The 20,571-nt window shown below is 28.1% G+C and carries 12 protein-coding genes; 5 read left to right on the top strand and 7 right to left on the bottom strand.

Features of this window, described 5'->3' with window-relative positions; genetic code table 11:
- Positions 1–12: 12 nt before the first annotated feature.
- Positions 13–798: a type III pantothenate kinase gene (locus K5563_RS02615; RefSeq protein WP_221037447.1), complete on the bottom strand. Its 786-nt coding sequence runs from the start codon at positions 796–798 to the stop codon at positions 13–15.
- On the bottom strand, positions 791–2,602 hold the full coding sequence (locus tag K5563_RS02610) for a hypothetical protein (protein WP_221037446.1): 1,812 nt from the start codon (positions 2,600–2,602) through the stop codon (positions 791–793). The genes K5563_RS02615 and K5563_RS02610 overlap by 8 nt, the downstream gene beginning before the upstream one ends.
- A 116-nt stretch (positions 2,603–2,718) precedes the next feature.
- Here K5563_RS02610 and K5563_RS02605 point away from each other — a divergent pair, with 116 nt between their 5' ends.
- On the top strand, positions 2,719–3,150 hold the full coding sequence (locus K5563_RS02605) for a hypothetical protein (protein ID WP_221037445.1): 432 nt from the start codon (positions 2,719–2,721) through the stop codon (positions 3,148–3,150).
- A 159-nt stretch (positions 3,151–3,309) separates the two neighbouring features.
- Here the strand turns inward: K5563_RS02605 and nadE are convergent, their stop codons facing one another.
- Complete coding sequence (nadE, locus tag K5563_RS02600) at positions 3,310–4,869, bottom strand: NAD(+) synthase (RefSeq protein WP_255571078.1); 1,560 nt, start codon at positions 4,867–4,869, stop codon at positions 3,310–3,312.
- 371 nt (positions 4,870–5,240) lie between these two features.
- Here nadE and grpE point away from each other — a divergent pair, with 371 nt between their 5' ends.
- From grpE to rlmB, 4 genes are read left to right on the top strand one after another with little or no spacing between them, the layout of a single operon-like run.
- Positions 5,241–5,795, top strand: a complete 555-nt coding sequence (grpE, locus tag K5563_RS02595; RefSeq protein WP_221037443.1) for a nucleotide exchange factor GrpE — start codon at positions 5,241–5,243, stop codon at positions 5,793–5,795.
- 41 nt (positions 5,796–5,836) lie between these two features.
- Entirely contained in the window at positions 5,837–7,744 is a 1,908-nt protein-coding gene (gene dnaK, locus K5563_RS02590; protein ID WP_221037442.1) for a molecular chaperone DnaK, read from the top strand.
- Positions 7,744–8,844, top strand: coding sequence for a molecular chaperone DnaJ (dnaJ, locus tag K5563_RS02585; protein WP_221037441.1), 1,101 nt, complete (start codon positions 7,744–7,746; stop codon positions 8,842–8,844). The genes dnaK and dnaJ overlap by 1 nt, the downstream gene beginning before the upstream one ends.
- A gap of 2 nt (positions 8,845–8,846) precedes the next feature.
- On the top strand, positions 8,847–9,581 hold the full coding sequence (gene rlmB / locus K5563_RS02580) for a 23S rRNA (guanosine(2251)-2'-O)-methyltransferase RlmB (protein WP_221037440.1): 735 nt from the start codon (positions 8,847–8,849) through the stop codon (positions 9,579–9,581).
- A 6-nt stretch (positions 9,582–9,587) separates the two neighbouring features.
- Here the strand turns inward: rlmB and trxB are convergent, their stop codons facing one another.
- The 4 genes from trxB to K5563_RS02560 all read right to left on the bottom strand — a co-directional run bounded on the left by trxB (position 9,588) and on the right by K5563_RS02560 (position 20,558).
- Positions 9,588–10,601 carry a thioredoxin-disulfide reductase gene (gene trxB, locus K5563_RS02575; protein ID WP_221037439.1) on the bottom strand — a complete coding sequence of 338 codons (1,014 nt, stop codon included), beginning with the start codon at positions 10,599–10,601 and terminating at the stop codon, positions 9,588–9,590.
- Between the two features lie 113 nt (positions 10,602–10,714).
- Positions 10,715–12,409, bottom strand: a complete 1,695-nt coding sequence (pheT, locus tag K5563_RS02570; protein WP_221037438.1) for a phenylalanine--tRNA ligase subunit beta — start codon at positions 12,407–12,409, stop codon at positions 10,715–10,717.
- Positions 12,402–13,955 carry a phenylalanine--tRNA ligase subunit alpha gene (locus tag K5563_RS02565; protein ID WP_221037437.1) on the bottom strand — a complete coding sequence of 518 codons (1,554 nt, stop codon included), beginning with the start codon at positions 13,953–13,955 and terminating at the stop codon, positions 12,402–12,404. The genes pheT and K5563_RS02565 overlap by 8 nt, the downstream gene beginning before the upstream one ends.
- 12 nt (positions 13,956–13,967) lie before the next feature.
- On the bottom strand, positions 13,968–20,558 hold the full coding sequence (locus tag K5563_RS02560) for a hypothetical protein (RefSeq protein ID WP_221037436.1): 6,591 nt from the start codon (positions 20,556–20,558) through the stop codon (positions 13,968–13,970).
- Positions 20,559–20,571: the final 13 nt, after the last annotated feature.

The raw sequence follows: 20,571 nt of genomic DNA, 5'->3' as shown, positions 1-20,571 counted from the left end.
ATGCAAAAAGTACTAATAATCTTCTTTAAAGGCATTTCCCAAAATCCTAATTCCCTCAATGGTCAAATACAAATTATGAACAAAATCCACATTTATTAAAGGCAAAATTAAATAAGAATTTCCGCCAGTTATTATTAGATTAAATTCCCTTTCATAATCACGTACAAGTTCATAATAAACACCCTCTATTAAATATTTGTACTGATAAATTACCCCACTATTTATACTATCAATTGTTGAAATCCCAAGCAGTTCTTTTGGAACTGTAAGATTAAAATTTTTTAAAAGATAGGCACTATGAACTAATGAATTTAAACTTGTAAAAGGTCCACCATTAATAAGACCACCAAGTATTCCTTCTTTCCTGCTAATAGCAAAAATAGTACAAGCAGTTCCCAGGTCTACTACTAAAGCATCATTAATATTATAAAACTCAATAGCTCCAACAAGATTTGCAAAAACATCTGAACCTAATACAAATCGATTGCTATTATAAAGATTAAAACTTAAATCATAGTTTAAATCAAATCTAATGAATAAAGGATTCACTTTATAAAGAGAAACAATAACATTCACTAGTATTTTATCAATAACTGGTACAACACTACTTACAAATATTTTATCAACCTTACAATCAAACTTATACTTAAGGAAATCATAAAGTTCCTTGAAACTCAAATCACGTCTTGTCCCAAGCTTACAAAATATCTGCATTTTATTAAGCTCATAAAATGCAAAAGATATACTGGTATTTCCAATATCAATGATTAAACGGGACGTATAAAAAAATTTACTCATTAACATTCCTAATTAAATTTATATTATCAAATCTCAATAGAATATTCGTATCACTGATCTTCTTTGGTGTTATTTTTACAACCAACATCTTGTTATCAAAATAATATCTCCATCCATCAGAATATATGTAAAACTGAGGGTCTGTAAACCAACTAATATCCCTAAATTTAATCAACGTAGGAATCTCAATACCTTTGAAAAAAAAATATCCAGGAATATTTAAATTACGCTCAAAATCAATAGAATAAAAATCCTTAGAAAATTTAAAATTTACAATTTTTGATGCACCATAAATCCAATTACCAACTCCAAGATTTGGAAATAAGCTGAACTTTGGAATATAATCATTATCCACAATATCGGCATAATAATCTTCACAAGGAATTTGATCAACATCAGGATTAATTAAAGAATAATAAATAGCATTACAAGTAAACTGTAACATTAAATCATCTCTCAACTGATAAGCAAGTCTTTTAAGTAGGCCTGCGATCTTAAGTGTATATTTTAAATCTCTAGACAAATAACTCTTATCATCAAAAACATAGACTTCACCATTACTAGTTACAGAAAATAAAGTAGATACAAACTTGGTTAGTTCTTCTTTTAGTCGCCCAATAATCAAATTATCATTATCAAATTTCAAAAATATAATATAATTAGAAAGTACATTATAAGCTTGAACTAAATTAAATCTAGAAGTCAATATTATCTCTGGATTCCTTAAAATATTTAAAGCACCATTTAAAATAGAAATATTCTCAGATAAAAAAATTTTCTCCAAAAGATAAGCATCCTCTTTTAAATATTCTAAAAGCTTATCCAACTCAAGAGAATCAATAAACTTCTTATTTACAGATAAATAATGAAAAAATTGATCAAGTTTTTCTGAATCAGCATAGTAACTCACACTTAAATGTGTTAATTTATCTTGATTAAATCTTATTAAAGATTGAAGATTTAAAAATATCTTCTCATAATTAGGTTTCATCAAAGACTCAGCTAAAAGATAAACAAATATATTCTCATTAAAAGAATATACATTATCTTTAAGCCACCCACCTTGTTTAACACTAAATTTTGACTTATTGGTCCAATAATCATAGGCTTTATCTCTAAATAGTGCCAACTTTGAGTCAAAATCCTTCTTATCTATAATATTAATTAATGAATACATATCAGAAGAATTCATACCTAACGGAGTATCATTATTAGAAGATGTTTGAGATATAAATTCTTCTGACATTTTTGATTTTTTAATCAATTTGCCAATCTGAAAACTTTCCTGAGGACTAACTGAAATTTCCTTATCATTAATATGACTATGCTTCCCCAAAATAACTTCAAAATAGCTATCTGAACCATTAATTGTAATATTTTCATCAAATAAAATTTTATAATCACCTTCAATTTCATAACTTATTATCAGTTTTTTAGAAAGATTTGAACTAATACTAAAATTATCATTTGAATCAAATGCAAATGATAAAAAAATATTATTTGCAAAATAAATATAAACTGCATCTCCCTGCAATTTATAATCAACGGGATACAAATTAAGCCTAGTTTCAGGAATAAAAAGTGGTTTATCCTTAGACAAGTTTATCTTAATTCCCCTTAAGCTGATAACAAGACTATCCAAAACAGATTTATTATTTTCAAACTTATTGTTAGCTAAAAATTGTAAATCTCTTAAAAAAAATACACTTGAACTCAAGTCTCTAAACTGAATAAAAATAATAAAGAACAAAAAAAATATACCAAACAACAAGTAAAAAAAGCTTAAGCTCAAATATCTTTTCATACCATTAAATATTAATAATAAAGAATTAAAATATCAACATCGGTTGTATAAAAGCAAAAAACTTAATAAACTTAATAAAAAGTACGTGGTAATCAATGAAAATAGGAGCAAGATAAATGAAAATTCCAAAAAATTATATACCAGGAACAAATCCATATAAATCACTTCCTAAAAAACCTATTATCGAATCAAATAAAAAAATCTCAAAAAAACAAGAAAAAATAAATTCAGAAATCATGAGTTCACAAGAAAGAGTATTAAAATTATACATGAAAAGGTTACAAAAAAAAGAGCAAATAATGCTTCAAACCTTTATCATGGAAGGACACAAAGTTGGTTCTAAAATATTTAATAATTTACCACGAAATTTAAAAGAAATAATAACTCTAATGAATATTGAAGCTCTAAAAGTATTACTTAAAAATACAAAAAACCCCATTAAAAAACTTTATATCAAGTTTTCAAATTGGACACTAAATAAATTATTAAAATCTATTGATAACTCAAATGCCCACCAAGAAAAGAAAACAAAAACAAATAATAAATGATATATTTCCTTTAAATAACTAATAGTAACCCATTTTTCTGCAATATTATTTTTTATCTTGATTAAAAATTAATATATCAAATTAAAACAACATACTACTAAAGCCAAAATTTATTTCTAAATAATAACTTTGTTTAAATAAAACTATTTTAGTCTATTATTACTGTTTATTTGTATTACTCAAAACAACTTTTGAAATAGGAAGCAAAATATCACTACCAAAAGCTTTTCTTGAAACTTTAATTATCATAGGAGCTTGCCTTCTTTTATACTCACTCCTAAAATAAAGATCTAATACCTTTGTGACTACTTCTCTCTCAAAAGACTTATAAAGTAAATCTAAAGGCTTATTTTCAATTAAATATTGACATAATATTTCATCAAGAATCTCATATCTGGGAAGAGAATCACTATCTTTATGTTCAGGCCTTAATTCAGCAGAAGGCTCTTTAAAAATAATATTAACAGGAATAACATCTCTTCCTTCTTTTAAATTAATATGTTTTGCAAGATTATAAACATCCTTTTTAAATAGATCGCCAATCAAAGCAATTCCTCCACACGAATCACCATAAAGAGTATAATAGCCAGTAGCAATTTCACTTTTATTTCCAGTATTTAGTAGCAAAGAATTATTTGCATTACTATAAGACATTAAAAAAAAACCTCTCAGTCTAGATTGAATATTTTCCTCAGTAGTTCCCTTCGTATTAAAATATCCATCAAAAAACTCTAAAACAGATTTGAATATTCTCTCAATAGGCATATCAATTAATTTAAACCCTAATTCTCTAGCAAGTTCCTTTGCATCTAAAACAGACGATTCTGATGAAAATCTACTAGGCATAGAAATTCCAACAACTCTTTGAAAACCTAAAGAAAAACATGCGATATAAGCAACAAGTGCAGAATCAATACCTCCAGAAACACCTAAATGAACTTTCTCAAATCCAGATAAATACACATATTCTCTTAAAGCAATTGCTAAAGCCTCAAGAAGTTTATCAAAAGTTTCAAACTCAGAATCAAATTTTAAATCATGAAATTCATCATTTAGTAAAATATCATCTTCAAATTTACTAGCTTGTTTTATTTTGCCATACTTATTAACAAAAAAACTAGAACCATCAAATAAAATAGAATCAAAAACACCATACAAATTGACATAAGCAATTTCCACATTATTTTTAATAGCTACCTTATTGAAAAATTCAAGTCTTAAGTTATTTTTATCTTTAGTAAAATAAGACTTTGATGGCACTAAAAGATAGTCAAATTGATTATTTAAAAAAGCATTAAATCCTTTGTCAAAATCTTGAAAGAAAAGCTCATCGTTCAAATTCAAGACAGCAATACTTTTTTCCTTATAATCAAATACAACTGGTACATTGATTTCCCTAGTTGTAAATAAAGTTTGATGACCGCTTACTACAGATATGCAATCTAATAATTTGTCTTCATAGATGCTATGATGTCCAAATACAATGCAAAGTCTATCATCAACTTGCTCTTTGATAAAATCAAAATAATCGGTATATTTTTTCAAATATTCTTCTTTATGAAATAAATGCTCATACTCAAGACCGCCAATAAAAATAAAAGGAAAAACTAAAATATCAACCTTATTTTGAAGGGCATACTCATAAATCCTCTTAAACTCACCTAAGTCCTTCTTAGAACTAAAAAACCTACACTTTATCTGTGCTATACATACTTTCACCAATGAAATAATAAGCAATAATATAAAAAATTACAAGAAATTTCTAAAACAGATTTAATCATTTTCCAAGCTTATCTGATATATACACTCAATACCTCTCAAAAAAACATATTTACTCAAACAAATTTTGAACTCTAGAACTCTAAACGAAAAAATAAAAAATTATTTATTTTTTGACTTTGACAAAAAAATACACATAGGTAGTAATTAATCTCAAAATATGTGTAATTATTACACCACAATTATTTGACAGTTAAAATATCTCCTTTTAAAGATAATTAAAATGAATCAAATTCATCAAAAATTTTTCAAAAAAAAAATTTGTAAAAAATTATATTTGCAGATAAAATGCTTTATAAAAGGAGGCTACAATGGAAGAAAAAGAAAAATGCGAATCAACTGAAAAACTTAACAAAGAACAAAAAAACGATACGCTCCAAAACCAAAACAATTCTACTAGTATGGAGAAAAAAATCAATGAATTAGAAAATGAAATTTCCAATATAAAAGACTTATATTTAAGAAAACAAGCAGAATTTGAAAATTTTAGAAAAAGACTTGAAAAAGATAAGGACAACTTTGTCAAATTTGCAAATGAAAACATAATGAAAGATATAATAAATTTTCTTGATAATTTAGAAAGAGCAATAGAGTCATCAAAACAATCAAAAGACTTTGATACTTTATTATCAGGAATTAGTATCATTGAAAATGAAATACTCTCAAGCTTCGATAAAAAATATAACTTAAAAAAATTTGGCAAGCCAGGAGAAGACTTTGATCCAAGTCAACATGAAGCAATAAGCATAGAAGAAAAAGAAGGAACTAAAATTCCTAAAATTGTAGAAGTATACCAAAAAGGATATTGCTACAATGATCGGGTATTAAGAACTGCAAAAGTTAAGGTAGCACAAAGCAAAAATTAATTATTAATTTAGAAATAAACAATAATAAAAGGAGGCTTTATATGGGAAAAATAATAGGAATTGATCTTGGAACAACAAATTCATGCGTAGCTATAATGGAACACGGGAAACCTGTTGTAATACAAAATTCAGAAGGAGGAAGAACTACTCCATCAATTGTAGCTTATACAAATAAAGGCGAAAGACTTGTGGGACAAGTTGCAAAAAATCAAATGGTTACAAATCCTGAAAATACCATATATTCAATAAAAAGATTTATGGGAAGGAGATTTGAGGAAGTTGAAAGCGAAATCAAAATGGTACCTTATAAAGTAGAAAAAGGTAAAAATGGAGATGCTCGTGTAAATATTTCCAACATAAAAAAACAAATGTCACCACCAGAAATATCAGCTGCAACTCTTACAAAAATGAAAGAAACAGCTGAAGCATACTTAGGAGAAACAGTTACTGAAGCTGTAATTACTGTCCCAGCCTATTTCAATGATGCACAAAGACAAGCAACAAAAGATGCAGGAAAAATTGCTGGACTTGATGTTAAAAGAATTGTTAACGAACCAACCGCTGCAGCTCTTGCCTATGGAATTGAGAAAAAAAATGAAGAAATAGTCGCTGTTTATGACCTTGGTGGTGGAACTTTTGATATCTCAATACTTGAACTTGGAGACGGTGTTTTTGAAGTTAAATCAACAAATGGGGATACTCATCTTGGGGGAGATAACTTTGACGATGAAATAATTAAATACTTAATTACTGAATTTAAAAAAGATAATGCTATTGACCTATCAAATGATAAAATGGCACTTCAAAGGCTCAAAGAAGCAGCAGAAAAAGCAAAAATAGAACTCTCAGGTGCTCAAGAAGCATCAATAAATCTTCCATTTATTACAGCTGATGCAAATGGCCCTAAACACCTACAATACACTCTAACAAGAGCAAAATTTGAACAAATGGTAGACCACTTAGTTCAAAAAACAAAAGAACCATGCCTTAAAGCTATTAAAGATGCTGGACTTAAATCTTCTGATATAAACGAAGTAATACTTGTTGGAGGATCTACAAGAATACCAGCTATTCAAAAAATAGTAAAAGAAATATTTGGTCAAGAGCCAAATAAGGGTGTAAATCCTGATGAAGCTGTTGCCATAGGAGCTGCAATTCAAGGTGGAATATTGACAGGAGAAACTAAAGATATGGTACTCCTTGATGTTACACCTCTCTCACTAGGTATCGAGACACTTGGTGGAGTTATGACAAAACTAATTGAGAGAAACACTACAATTCCTACAAAAAAAAGCCAGGTATTCTCAACAGCAGCAGATAACCAAACTTCAGTGGATATTAAAGTATTGCAAGGTGAACGTGAAATGGCATCACAAAATAGAGTACTGGGTAATTTTATTCTTGATGGAATACCAGCAGCACCAAGAGGAGTTCCACAAATAGAGGTTAGCTTTGATATTGATGCAAATGGAATAGTTCATGTTTCTGCAAAAGACATGGGAACAGGGAAAGAACAAAAAATTCGAATTGAATCATCATCAGGATTATCTGAAGACGAAATTGAAAAAATGGTTAAAGATGCTGAAGCTCATGCTGAGGAAGATAAAAAACTAAAAGAAGGCATAGAAGCAAAAAATACAGCTAATTCATTAATTTATCAAACAGAAAAATCTTTACAAGAATATGGAGATAAAATAACTAATGAAGACAAAGGAGCTATTGAAAGCAAAATAAAAGATCTTAAAGATGCATTAGAAGGTTCAGATATATCTTTAATTAAATCAAAAACAGAAGAACTTCAACAAGCTTCTTATAAAATAGCTGAAATGATGTATAAAAACGTTCAACCCAACTCATCAAATGATGAAGAGAATACTCAAAACAATGCAAATAATAGTAGTGAAAGCAAAGAAGCTGATTACGAAGTTGTTGATGAGGATAAAAAATAGTGAAAAAAGATTATTATGAAATTTTGGGGCTCTCAAAAGGAGCCTCAAAAGATGAAATCAAAAAAGCATATAGAAAAATAGCAATTAAATATCATCCTGATAAGAATAAAGACAATAAAGAAGCTGAATCTATTTTTAAAGAAGCAACAGAAGCTTATGAGGTCTTAGGAGATGATAACAAACGCGCTCAATATGATCGATTTGGACACACAGCTTTTGAGGGTGGAAGTTCAGGGTTTAGTGGATTTTCTAGTAACTTTAGTGGGTTTTCAGACATTTTTGAGGACTTTGGTGATATTTTTGATTCATTTTTTACTGGAAGACGTGGACAAGATAGAGGAAGCCAAAACACAAAGGGTCAAGATATAACATACCAAATAGAAATATCACTAGAGGATGCTTATTTAGGATATAAAAATAACATCACCATTGCAAGAAATATTTTATGTGAATCTTGCATTGGCAAAAAATCTGAGAAAGGAACTAGTCCTTCCGTATGTAACATGTGTAATGGTAGTGGCCGAGTAATGCAAGGAGGAGGATTTTTTAGAGTCACAACTACATGTCCAAAATGCCACGGAAATGGAAAAATAATATTAAATCCTTGCAAATCATGTAAAGGTACTGGAAGCCTAAAACATAAAGAAACAATCGAACTCAAAATTCCAGCAGGAATTGATGACTCTCAACAAATAAAAATGAGAGGAAAAGGCAGCATAAATCCTGATAATCAACAATATGGGGATCTCTACATAAGAGTGTCAATAAAACCACATAAAATATTTAAAAGAAATAATAAAGATCTATATGCAGCTCTTCCTATAAGCTTTACTCAAGCAGCACTTGGAAAAGAAGTAAAAATACAAACAATAGCCGGAAAAAAGATTGAAATAAAAATTCCAAAAGGTATAGAAAATGATGAACAAATCACCATTAAAAATGCAGGAATGCCAATATTACAAACAGAAAAAATTGGAAATCTAATATTAATTGTCAAGATAAAAACTCCTAAAAATCTAAGTTATGATGCCATTAATTTAATGGAAACTTTAAGTAAAGAAATCAGAGATATTGATGAGGTTACTTTAAACTCGGTTTAAGTATGTATATTACACACGCCAATTCAATAATCGAAAGCATAAAAAATAATAAAGGACTTGAATTATACATTTCAAAAACAAGTCCCAAAAGTATAAGTATTGAAAAATTAGCCCAAAAATATAACATTAAAATAACCAAAGTTAATGATCTAACTAAGATAATTAAAACCAAAAATCACAGGGGTTTTGCATTAAAACAAAATGCTTTAACGTCTAATAATATAAAAAAACAAGATAAAAGTTTAGAAGAATTTTTAGAAGAATTTCAACACAAAAATAATGTATTCATATTAATACTTGATGGAATAGAAGATCCTCAAAATTTTGGAGCAATTCTTAGAACATCAGAACAATTTAATATTGATCTTGTAATTAATAGTCAAAGACGAAGTGCAAAAGATAATTTAACCATTTTGCGTACTAGTTCTGGAGCAAGTCAATATGTCAATAAACTTATAGTACCAAATATAAATAATGTGATAAAAAACTTAAAAAAACATGGATTTTGGATATATGCTAGCGATATCAAAGGAAAAATGGTAAATTCCATTAAAATAAACAACAACAAGATTGCACTTATTATGGGAAATGAGGGTAAAGGAATACACAAATTAGTAAAAGAAAATTCAGACTTTTTAATAAGAATTCCCACTAGAGGTAAAATAGATTCATTAAATGTATCAGTTTCAACAGGAATTTTAATATTTGAAATAAAAAGACAGCTTAACTGGCTTTAAAATAGTTTATACATGATTAAAAGAGTCTAGGCTATTTTTTTGTAAAAAATTCCTAAGCTCAACAGATGCAATAAAACCTTCAGCAGCTGCAGTAATAGCTTGTGCATAAATTTTATTACTAACATCACCACAAGAAAATACTCCCTCAACACTAGTCTTAACAAGATCTTTAGTCAAAATATATCCATCTTCATCTAATTCTAAAAATCCCTTTAAAAATTCTGTATTTGGTTTATAACCAATAGCTACAAATACTCCATCTACGTTTAACTTAGAAACAGAATTATTTTTATTATTTATAATCTGAATACTAGATAATACACAATTATCCCCATTAACCTCTAAAGCTTCACAATTATATAAAATTTCAACATTACATAATCTTTTAACATTTTCACTTAGCATAGTAATAGCTTTTAAATAATCCTTTCTCACAATAATATATACTTTTTTCAATAACTTACTTAAATAAATAGCTTCCGAGATTGCAGTATTGCCTCCACCAATCACAGCAACAGTTTTTCCCTTAAAAAGATGGCCATCACAAATAGCGCACACAGAAATACCTTTATTCCAAAACAAATCTGAATTTTTAAGAGTATCAAGCTTTTTAGGTACAGACCCCGCTGCAATAATAACGGATTTGCTTTTATAAACATAATTATCAGTAAAGAGATAAAAAATATTATTCCTCTTCTCTATAGCACTTACAGTCTCAATATAAGTGGTAGCACCTAGATTAATTACTTGCTCCCTCATATTTGACATTAATTCTCGACCACTAACACCATTTTTAAACCCTGGATAATTATATACTTCTGTAGTCGTTGTAAGCTGACCTCCAGGTTCAGGACCTTCTAAAATCACTGTTTTATATCCACTCATAACAGCATAGATGCCAGCTGTAATTCCCGAAGGCCCTGAACCAATAATAATTACATCCTCAATAGAACTGACCTCTGTTCTTGTAATATTTCTGTTGTCACTCTTTTTGATATCTAGCAATTCAAACTGTAACATTAATACCTCTCTATTTACCTTTTTAATAACTTGATAAAAATATAATTCATATCTTTTTTAAATTAACTAAAATATCAAACCAATTATAAAGCATTTTTTTTTGATGTTTTGTATTAATTTAAAAGCTTATTAAGATTAATCTCTAAAGCAGAACATGGAACCATAATTCCAAAATTACTCAATATATAAGGCGATACTTCACCAAAATTACCTATAATGACATCATTAATTAAAATATCAGCACTTCTGCCATCTATATAAAGAGTTCTACTTGATTCTTTTAATTTAATTTCAATATTTAAATAATAAAAAAGAGATGAAACTAAAGAACTAATATCATTAAATGAAAAATCTTTACCGGCCATTAAAAAAGCCAAATTATCAGAAGTAATGGTACCATCAGAACTATTTAAGTCTTTTAAAGCTACCTTACCGATCTCAAAAATTTTATGCGGATAAGGAAAATTGGAGCTAATACTCTCAGATTTAAGTAAATCGGGCACTATAGAACCCCTAACATAGGCATAACTCTCTGTCATTGGATTAGCAACACTTAAAAGTTCATTACCCGCAATATTCATCTTTTCAATAAAATCTTTTCGGGAACCCAGATAATTATAAATCATCTCCTGAAATCCCATTCCGATCATCAAATTTCTAAGCTTTCTTGAAAATTCTTCTATCTGACTTAATCTTCCTATAGTAAAATTTTTAGGAAGCTCTGGCTTAAAACTATCCAGGCCCTTGCCTATCATTATTTCTTCAATAACATCCACTTCATGAAGAAAATCATTTCTATAAACAGGCGGAATAATGTAAAATTTATCTAGTTTACTCAAAAAAGCAGATATACCTAATTTTTTTAATTCACGTTGCACATCATTTATTGTTAAATTGCTACCAAGCATTCTGTTTACACTATTGACATTAACATCTACTCTATTTTGAAAATAATAAGGACAAACTATTGCTTTTCCAAATATAGTCTCCTTAGGAAAAACGGTCTTTAGTGGTAAAATCTCAAAACCCATGTCATGCAAATCACAAGCAATAACTGATAAAGATAATAAAGTAGCTTCGATATTAGTTCCTGTAACTTCAATAAATAAATTGGAATCACCTAATTTTAAAGCCCCAATATCATGAGAATTGATCACCGGTGGATAAGAGAGAACCTTATCTTTACAATCTAATAACAAAGGATACTGATCAAAATCCTTAAGAATTGATGAATACTCTATTCCTTTAGGATGTTCATTATTAATCTCTTCAACAGACATTTCAATATCCATACCTAAAGGAATAAATTTATTATCAGAACTACAAGTAATATACCTTAATGGAAATTCAATAAAAGTTGATGGATAAATTCCCATTGCAACTCTTTTACGTTTCTGTCCATAATTATGACAAAGCTTTTCTTGAAACTGAATTAAAGTTTCAAGTATTTTCTCATCACAAATCATTCCTCTTGCCAAAAATCCAAAAATAAAAGGCCTAATAGCAAATACTTCAGAACTAACTAGAATTTCACCATAAAATCGTTGCAAATTATCTGACATTGAGAAAAATTTAAATTCAGGTATCTTGCCAAAAAGGCAAATCTTAATTTGACGTGCAAGCCCTACACAAGACCACAAATCTGGTCTATTTGTATCATTAAATTCAATTTTTATTTTATCATTCACTATATCAATTTCACAAATTTCAGCCTTAAACATTTCCAGAATAGATACAAGCTCAGAATGAGTTAAATCTTTTCCTATTTTTTCTAACAAAATGCTTTTATCAATTTCAATCTTAGGCATTTATTTTCCCTCGTCTTAACACAACATCACCAATATCATGAGTAAAAAGATCTCTTAAGTCATTGAGCTCTAAATGCATTAAAGCCATTCTATCAAGACCAATACCCCAAGCAATAACAGGTACATTAATTCCAAAAGGTTTTGTAACTTCTGGCCTAAAAATACCACTCCCACCTAACTCAAACCAACCAAGCACAGGATGTTTTACATGAACCTCAATTGAAGGCTCTGTAAATGGAAAATAAGCAGGAACATATTTGATCTCAGTAGCACCAGCCAATTCTTTAGCAAAAATTTCAAGAAGGCCTAGTAAAGTTTTTATATTAACATCATCTCCAAGAACAATTCCTTCTGTTTGATAAAAATCAACTCCATGAGTAGCATCAACTTGATCATATCGAAAACATCTAACAATTCCAAAATATTTACCAGGATTTTTGGCATTCATTAATTGCTTTGCAGAAAGCACCGTACCTTGAGTCCTAAGTACCAATCTTTTTGAAATACTCTCACTAAAATTATATCTCCAACCTCTTGAACCTGTAATATAACCATTCTCATGAGCAGCTTTAACATTAGAAAAATAAGGTTCTGGCAAAGATTTTAATGAACTTGGCTCTTTAATACAGTAAACATCCTTTGAATCACGCGCAGGATGAAATTGTGGCATAAAAAGAGCATCATTATTAAAAAATTCACTCTCAACTAAAGGACCATCAAATTCCTCAAAACCAAGACTTACAAGTTTATCTTTAACTTTAGAAATATATTCCGAATAAGGATTGGCTCGCCCAATAAAGGTCTTATTTGATGAAATGTGAATATTATAAGCTCTGAAATTTCTATTTTCATAAGATTTTTCTTTTAATATCTCAGGTGTCAACTTTGTAATCTCGTCACCTATTAGATTATTTTTCTTAAGTTCAGATTTTATCACCAACCCAAACTTAGATAATGCAAATCTTAAGTCTAGTTTTTCTACTATCTTAAATAGCACGTTACTAGCACCTTTCTTTTTAGAGTAATCAGAAATAACTAATACTTCATCTTGAGATAAATTTTCTTCTAAAAGATCACATTCTCTAGCATTTGTAAGCAATTCTTTAAGAATTTTATAATTAGAACGCTTTTCCAAATCTTTAGCAAGAATCTCTTTGTTCAATCCCAAAGAAATAACTCCTTCTTTAAATAGATTACCAAATGCCTTGCCAACATCTCTAATATCAACCCCTAATTCTAAAGACAAATCGGAAATTAAAACTGTTTTATTAGATATTAAATTAACTATTCTCTCTTCAACCAAGCCATTATCTAAAGCATCTAAGCCTTTTTCAGTTAAACGATAAAATATATTGATCTTTTTGTAAGTTTCCTTAAGAATACCTTTAGAAACAAGCCACTCAATTGTTTTATTTGATTGTCCTTCATTATAAAGCAAATCATTAGCAAGCCTTAAAGCAAAAATTTCATCTCCATCTTCATAATTTAAAATTACTTTTATCTCAAGAGGATGTAATGTTTTTATTATCTCAAATTTATTATCCATTAAAATGTCTCATTAATCATCACTTTTATGACTAATCCCAAGTTCCAAAATAAGCTCTACTTCTCCAACAGACAATTTAGTAGCCCTTGAAATTTCCAAAGCACTCCACCCCTGTTTCATAAGTTTAATGACAGAATCTCTAACTGTTTCGTTATTAAGACCAACATTATCCTTATACTTAGATTCTGTTTTTACAAGAATTCCAAGTGTTTTAATTCTCTCTTCAGCAGCAATATTCAAATTTTCCAACCGTGTCTCAGACTTAGCCACCTTTTCTCTTATATCCATAGTATATTCCAATTTACTTTCAACCTCTCCTAGCATTTCTTTAAGAGTTTTAACATTATCTAGCACTTCTTGTGATAAATCTTTATTTACCAACAATTCTGACATAATATCTTTTAAATCAGAAAGACTTTGCTGAAATCCAGCACTCTCCTTAAATAAGACCTGCATTCTATCCTCTATTTCACTTATCAAATCAAAATTTTTATCAACAGATTCTAATGTAGATTTTAATATACTATCTTTATTACTAATCCTATCATAATTGTCAAGAATATTATTTTGTTCTTCCTTTATCTCCCTAAGCTTAGTTTTATAAACTTGAATTTCATCATAAGATTCTGCAAATTTCTTATATCTCTCCTTAAAGGAAGCATAAAATTCAAGAAACTGATCAAGATCTTTTTTAGTTTCATTTATATCTATTTGATACATCTTTAAATCATTAAATACTTCAATAACATCTGATGATTTACTTTTGATATCTTCAATCTCTCTATTAATATTTTCAAAATCACCCTTATATCCTTTAATAAGATTAATTTCATTTACTAAAACTTCCCGTAACTCTTCCAATTTATCTTTGAAGTAATAAACTTCCTTAATCGTCTCGTTACTTCTATCAAGTTCAATTTCAAGATTCTTAAAATTCTCAAGCTTAGCACTCATAGAAGAATATCGACTATCAAGATCTTCTTTCAAATCAAGCTTATATACAAGCAAATTATCCCTGGTTTCATCAATAAAATGATTAAGATCATTATCATAGTTTGAAACCCTTAACTTAAGCTGTGATAAATTTTCATCAATACCCTTGATCATTTGATCATATTTATTCTTAAATTCAGACTCCATACTATTTACTTGGATTTTTAAACTATCTCTTAAAGTTTTTAGCTCTTCATCTGAATAATTCATACTATTTTTAATTTCATTTTCAAAAGCAACATATTCCTCTTTCATAGAAATGGAAAAAGAATCATAATTTTCTCTAATTGTGCTTTCAACCTGAACTCTATATGAATCTAATTTTTCAGAAATATTTAAAATATCATTATGCATCAATTTGACCTGTTCTTTAAAACTATCTTTATCATTTAAAAACTTACCTGCAATCGCTTGCTTTTCTTCTTCAATCCTAAAAGTTACTAGATTAAATTCATGTTCTAATTTTTCATTAGCCTGAGTAATTTTATCTTCAATATCTTTATGCTGACTTAAAAATTTAATCTCAATTTGTGTTGAAAGCTCATCAACACGAGAACTTATCTTATCGTCTATAGATCTAATCTTAGAATCCATAACACTTTCAATATTTAAAACTTTCTCTTGAATATTATCTGAAATACTACTCAAGTTAAGATAAGACCTGCTTTCAAAATCCTCAATATCTCCATTTAAACGATCAAAAATTTCTTTTGATCGTTGATTAACACTGTCCCTAACAGTTTCTAAGCCACTCTCAATAGCAGCAACATCATCCTTAATTTCAATTAAATTATCCTTTGTAATACTTGCTTGTTTTTCAAGTTCTTTATAAGTATTCTCTTGCCAATTTGTAATATCATCTTTAATTTTTGCAAACCAAGAGTCAACACTATTTTTACGATTGTCCACTAATCTACTAAGTTCATCTATTCTATTAATAACATCACTTTCCATTGAAATTATCTTGCTTTCTGCATCTTTTTTCCTGCTATCAAACTCTTTATTAAACTCTGAGTAAAAATTTTCTTTATTAATCATAAGTTCCCGATCAATCTCAGTCTTAAAGTTATTCAAAAGCATAGACTTATCTTCCAAACTCTTCATTATATCTCTTTCTAAATCTTCCATTTTTTGACCTGACAATATTACAAAATTATCCAAAGAAGTTTTTAAATTCTCGCTTCTTGTCTTTAAATCTTTAAAAAAATCTTCTTCAAGAAGTTTAAGATGAGATGAAACATTATGATAAGAATCTTCCTTAAGCTTTAATATATCCTCTTCAATGTTACTTAAACTCAGTTTAAGATCATCGAGATTGTTCAATTGCTCCTTAATCGCACTACCCATCTTTTCACTTGAATGAAAAATTTCTGCATTCAAAGCAGACATAGATGAATTTAATTTATTTTCTATATCAAGATGCATATTCAAATATTTGCTATCAAGCTCTGAATATTTATGAGCAATCATTTTATCAATCAAACTAGTTTCATCATCTACTTTCTTCTCTATTAGTAAATATCTTTTGTTATATTTATCTTCAATTTCTAAATATTTATGAGCAATCATCTCATCAATTAAACTAGTATTATCATCGATTTTTTTTTCTATTAGTAAATGCCTCTGGTCATACTTATCCTCAATCTCACTATATCTTAAATCAATAGCTTTACCTAATTCACCATGATATTCGCTAATTTTATCCTTTAAGTCCTTTTCTATCATAGAAAAACTATTTTTAATTGACTTAAGAGCAGATATCTTATCATTAATACCATGCTCATACTTTTTAATCTCTTCATCAATTGAAGCAATAGCTTTTATCATATATGTATCAAATTGAGTTTTCATTTCATCCTCAATTTGAGATTTAATAGTATCAAATTGATGGTGTATGTTATGATGACTCTCATTTATTCTCTTCTTTAGATTTTCTTCAAGTTCTAGAACTTCTTTTGCTCTTTCCTCGATCATCTCAAAATTATTATTCATATCAGAAATTTTTGCCCTTAAATGCTTGTCATTATCCATCAATATCTTATATATTTCATCTCGAATTTTTGAAATAGCACCTTCAATCTCAATAAAAAATGATGAATATTTCTCATCAAAGTTATTTTCAATAATTTTGAATCTCTCTTTATAAAGATCATTTAAAAAATCAGATTTGTCTTCAATATTATTCCTAATCTCATTGATCACTCCTATAAAGTGATTTCTTAATTGAGAAATATCATTATCTATGCTTTTCCTGTAGTCAATTGCCTCTTCTCGCCTAAACTTATACTGCTCCTCAATTTCTGTAAGCAATTTACTAATCCTTAATTCCTCTTCTTCTATTATACCCTTAAGTTTAATCTCAAAACTTTCTACTTGATATTGTGACATATCAAAAGATAATTTAAAGTTATCTAAACTTTCACCCATATTTTTACTAAGAACATCTATTCTATCTGAAAGCCTTCTACTTAAATTTTCAATATCATACCCTATTTCATTTTCTAATTTATTTGCAAGACTCTCTGAATACTCCCTAGAATCAGATATTACTTTACTATATTTATCATTAATTTCCCTACTGACATCATTAAATCTTGAATTTAAAGAATCAATAGTAATATCAATATTTGCCTGGAATGAAGTAATATCTGTCCTTTTATCATTAAGCAAACTATCAACTTCCTTAACAAACTCTTCTGATCTCTCTAAAACTGTAGCAAACCTTTTAGACAAACTCTCATCAAGCTCTTTAGTATCTGAATCAAAATGATTTATAATGTTTTTCAAAAGCTCATCTGCATATATATTTCCTTGATTTCTAAACTCATCTATTTTTTCAAGATAATAACCTTCAAGACTTTCAAAAGTAGTTTTAAGCTCTTTGATCTTTAAATTTATCTCAGAATCAATAGAAGTTATATCGATTTTTCCTGATGATAACACATTATCAATATTAACTGATATTTCACTTAACTTACCTTGCCAATCATTAAGCTTAATATCTATTTCACTTTGAAGTATATCCCTTCTGCTTAAAATATCTTCCGATATTCTATTTAAAAAATTATCTATTTGTTTTTGATTATCTATTTTAATTTCAGAAACTTTTTGAACTCTAGATTCAATAAATCCATCTAGATCTGACCTAAAATTACTCAAAACATCTTCACATTCAACTTTAATGTCTTTAATCCTACAATCAAGCTCTTCTATTTTGTCTTTAAGTAACTCCTCTTTATTAGAACATCCATTATTAAGCTCATTAAGCATAGTAATGATTTTGTCATGCATTATTTCAGCCTGATTATCTATAAATTCCTTAACCCCAGATAAAATTTCTTCACCATTCTTATAAGACATATCCCTTAATTCTTTATACTTATCTAATATTGAATTTTCAAAATCTTCTGTCTTTGATGTTACATATTCAAGTCTTTCACCAAAATCTTTTTCAAAAGACTCGATCTTTGAAGAAACTGATAAGAGCAAATCTTCACTTGAAATCTTAATATCAAGTAAAGATTTGTTTAAAATAACAAGCTCATTTTTCCAGTTACTATGCATATCCATTGCTTTATTTTGAACATGTTCTGAGAGTTCATTAAAAATATTTTCACTTAGTTCTTTCCCTTTTGTTCTTTGAACTTCAATTAAATGTAAAAACTCTTCATTTGCTTTACTTAAATCAGATTTAACATTCTTTAAATCTGAATGCACTTCACTTTGCCAATGTTCATGCTGCAACTTACTATTTTCCATTTGCCTAATAAATTCACCTATATCTTCTCCATAACGACTCTTTAAAAGAGACAATTCATTATCAATATCAGTAACTATATTATTTAAATTAAGCTCGAAATCTCTTCTTAAAGCTTCAAAATCTTTAATCAATAAATCATTTAAAGAACTGATACCCTCTTTTATTTTTTTACTAGTGATTTCAAAATTTTGGTAATCAGAATCTGATCTTTGAGAAATTTGATTAAATTTCTCATCATACTTCAAAGTAAAATCATTAATATTACGCTCAAACTTATCTGTAACATCCTTATATCTATTCTCAAGTTGTGTCTCTAATTCACCACTTTTTAATTTTAAAGTTTCAAATAGGGTTTCATACTTAGAACTAATACTATCATCTAAATATGAATAATCATGAACAAACCTATCATTTATTTTTTCAAGATCTAAGTATAAGCTATTATCTAACTTGGAGATCTTATCTTGAATATCTGTTGTAATATTTGAAAGCCTTAATTCCAACTCATCTCCAATATTATTCATCCTTGAAAATATATTATCATTAAAATTATCAATATCACCTTTAACTTTTGCCTTAAATCCAATATATATTTTGTTAGAATCCTGTTCAAGATCATCTAGCAAAGTTTTAACATTATCTTGCACACTTTCTATTCTTAAATTAGCATTTTCTAAACTAAGTTCTATCCTCTCTTTGATATCTTGATCAAATTGATTTATCTTACTTTCATATTCTTTATACACATCACCAACATTAGCTTCAACTTGAACTCTAAACTGCTCTAAAACATCTGAAAATTGTTCTTCATACTGCCTCATTTCTTGTTTTATAGTCTCTTCAAGAGAACTTAATCTAGAATAGGTATTGTCCTTAAAAACAGAGCTTATAGAAGAAATCTCATTATCTACTAATGTCAATTTATCTTCAAGTTTATCTTTCATCTGATTGGAACGATCATCAACATACATAAAAACTTCATCAAATTTGATTTGTAATTCTTTATTCAATCTAGTTAATATGAAATCTTCTTTATCATTAATCTTGGTCTTAGCTTGTTCCATAATAAGTTCAAGAGAATTTTCTATTGATTTACATTTATTGTCATATGATATAAAAGAATCCTTCATCGATTTATCATAATTATCTATACTAGATTCCATTTTAAGCAAAAATGTCTTAAATTCATTCTCAAGCTTTTCATTACCCCTATCTAACATATCTTTCTTTTTCTCGTCAAGAATTACCAAAGATTCTTGATAAGAAACAAGATCTCTATCTAAATTATCCATTCTCATACTAAATTCTTTAATAGTTTTATCAAATTTATCCCAACTCTCAAGCTTGACTGCTTCAATATTTTCTCTATTGATCTTATCAAATTGTTCAAAAACTGTACTTAATCTAGAATCAATAGAATCAATCTGAGTATTAAAATTTTTTAAGGTTTTTGAAAGTTTATCTACTATTTTTCCATCCATTTGAAGTCTTTGTATATTATCTTGTACCTTAAGGGCCATGTCATCTAGCTCTTTAAGCATGGAATCGTGATAAGCTATTTTCTTTTCAACCTCTGCAAAATCATTACTTTTATCTTTAATCTTTTGCTGAACTTCATCTATTTTTTTTATGATCTCTATACCAGAACGTTGATACGCCTCCATATCAACAGCAAGATTATTGATCTCTTTTGTCTTTTCATCAATGAAATCTTCAAGATTATCCTTAGCAATATCAACAAATTTTTTAATCTTGTCTAAAGCTCTTGAACGCCTATCATATTGCCTATAAATAAATAAAATTATAAAAACCAATAAAAGATTAATTAAAATGGTTACAAAATCTACCATAAATATTTTACCC

It is taken from the genome of Borrelia sp. HM, assembly GCF_019669085.1.
Taxonomy (GTDB): Bacteria; Spirochaetota; Spirochaetia; order Borreliales; family Borreliaceae; genus Borrelia.
This window is presented reverse-complemented; position numbering and strand designations above follow the sequence as displayed.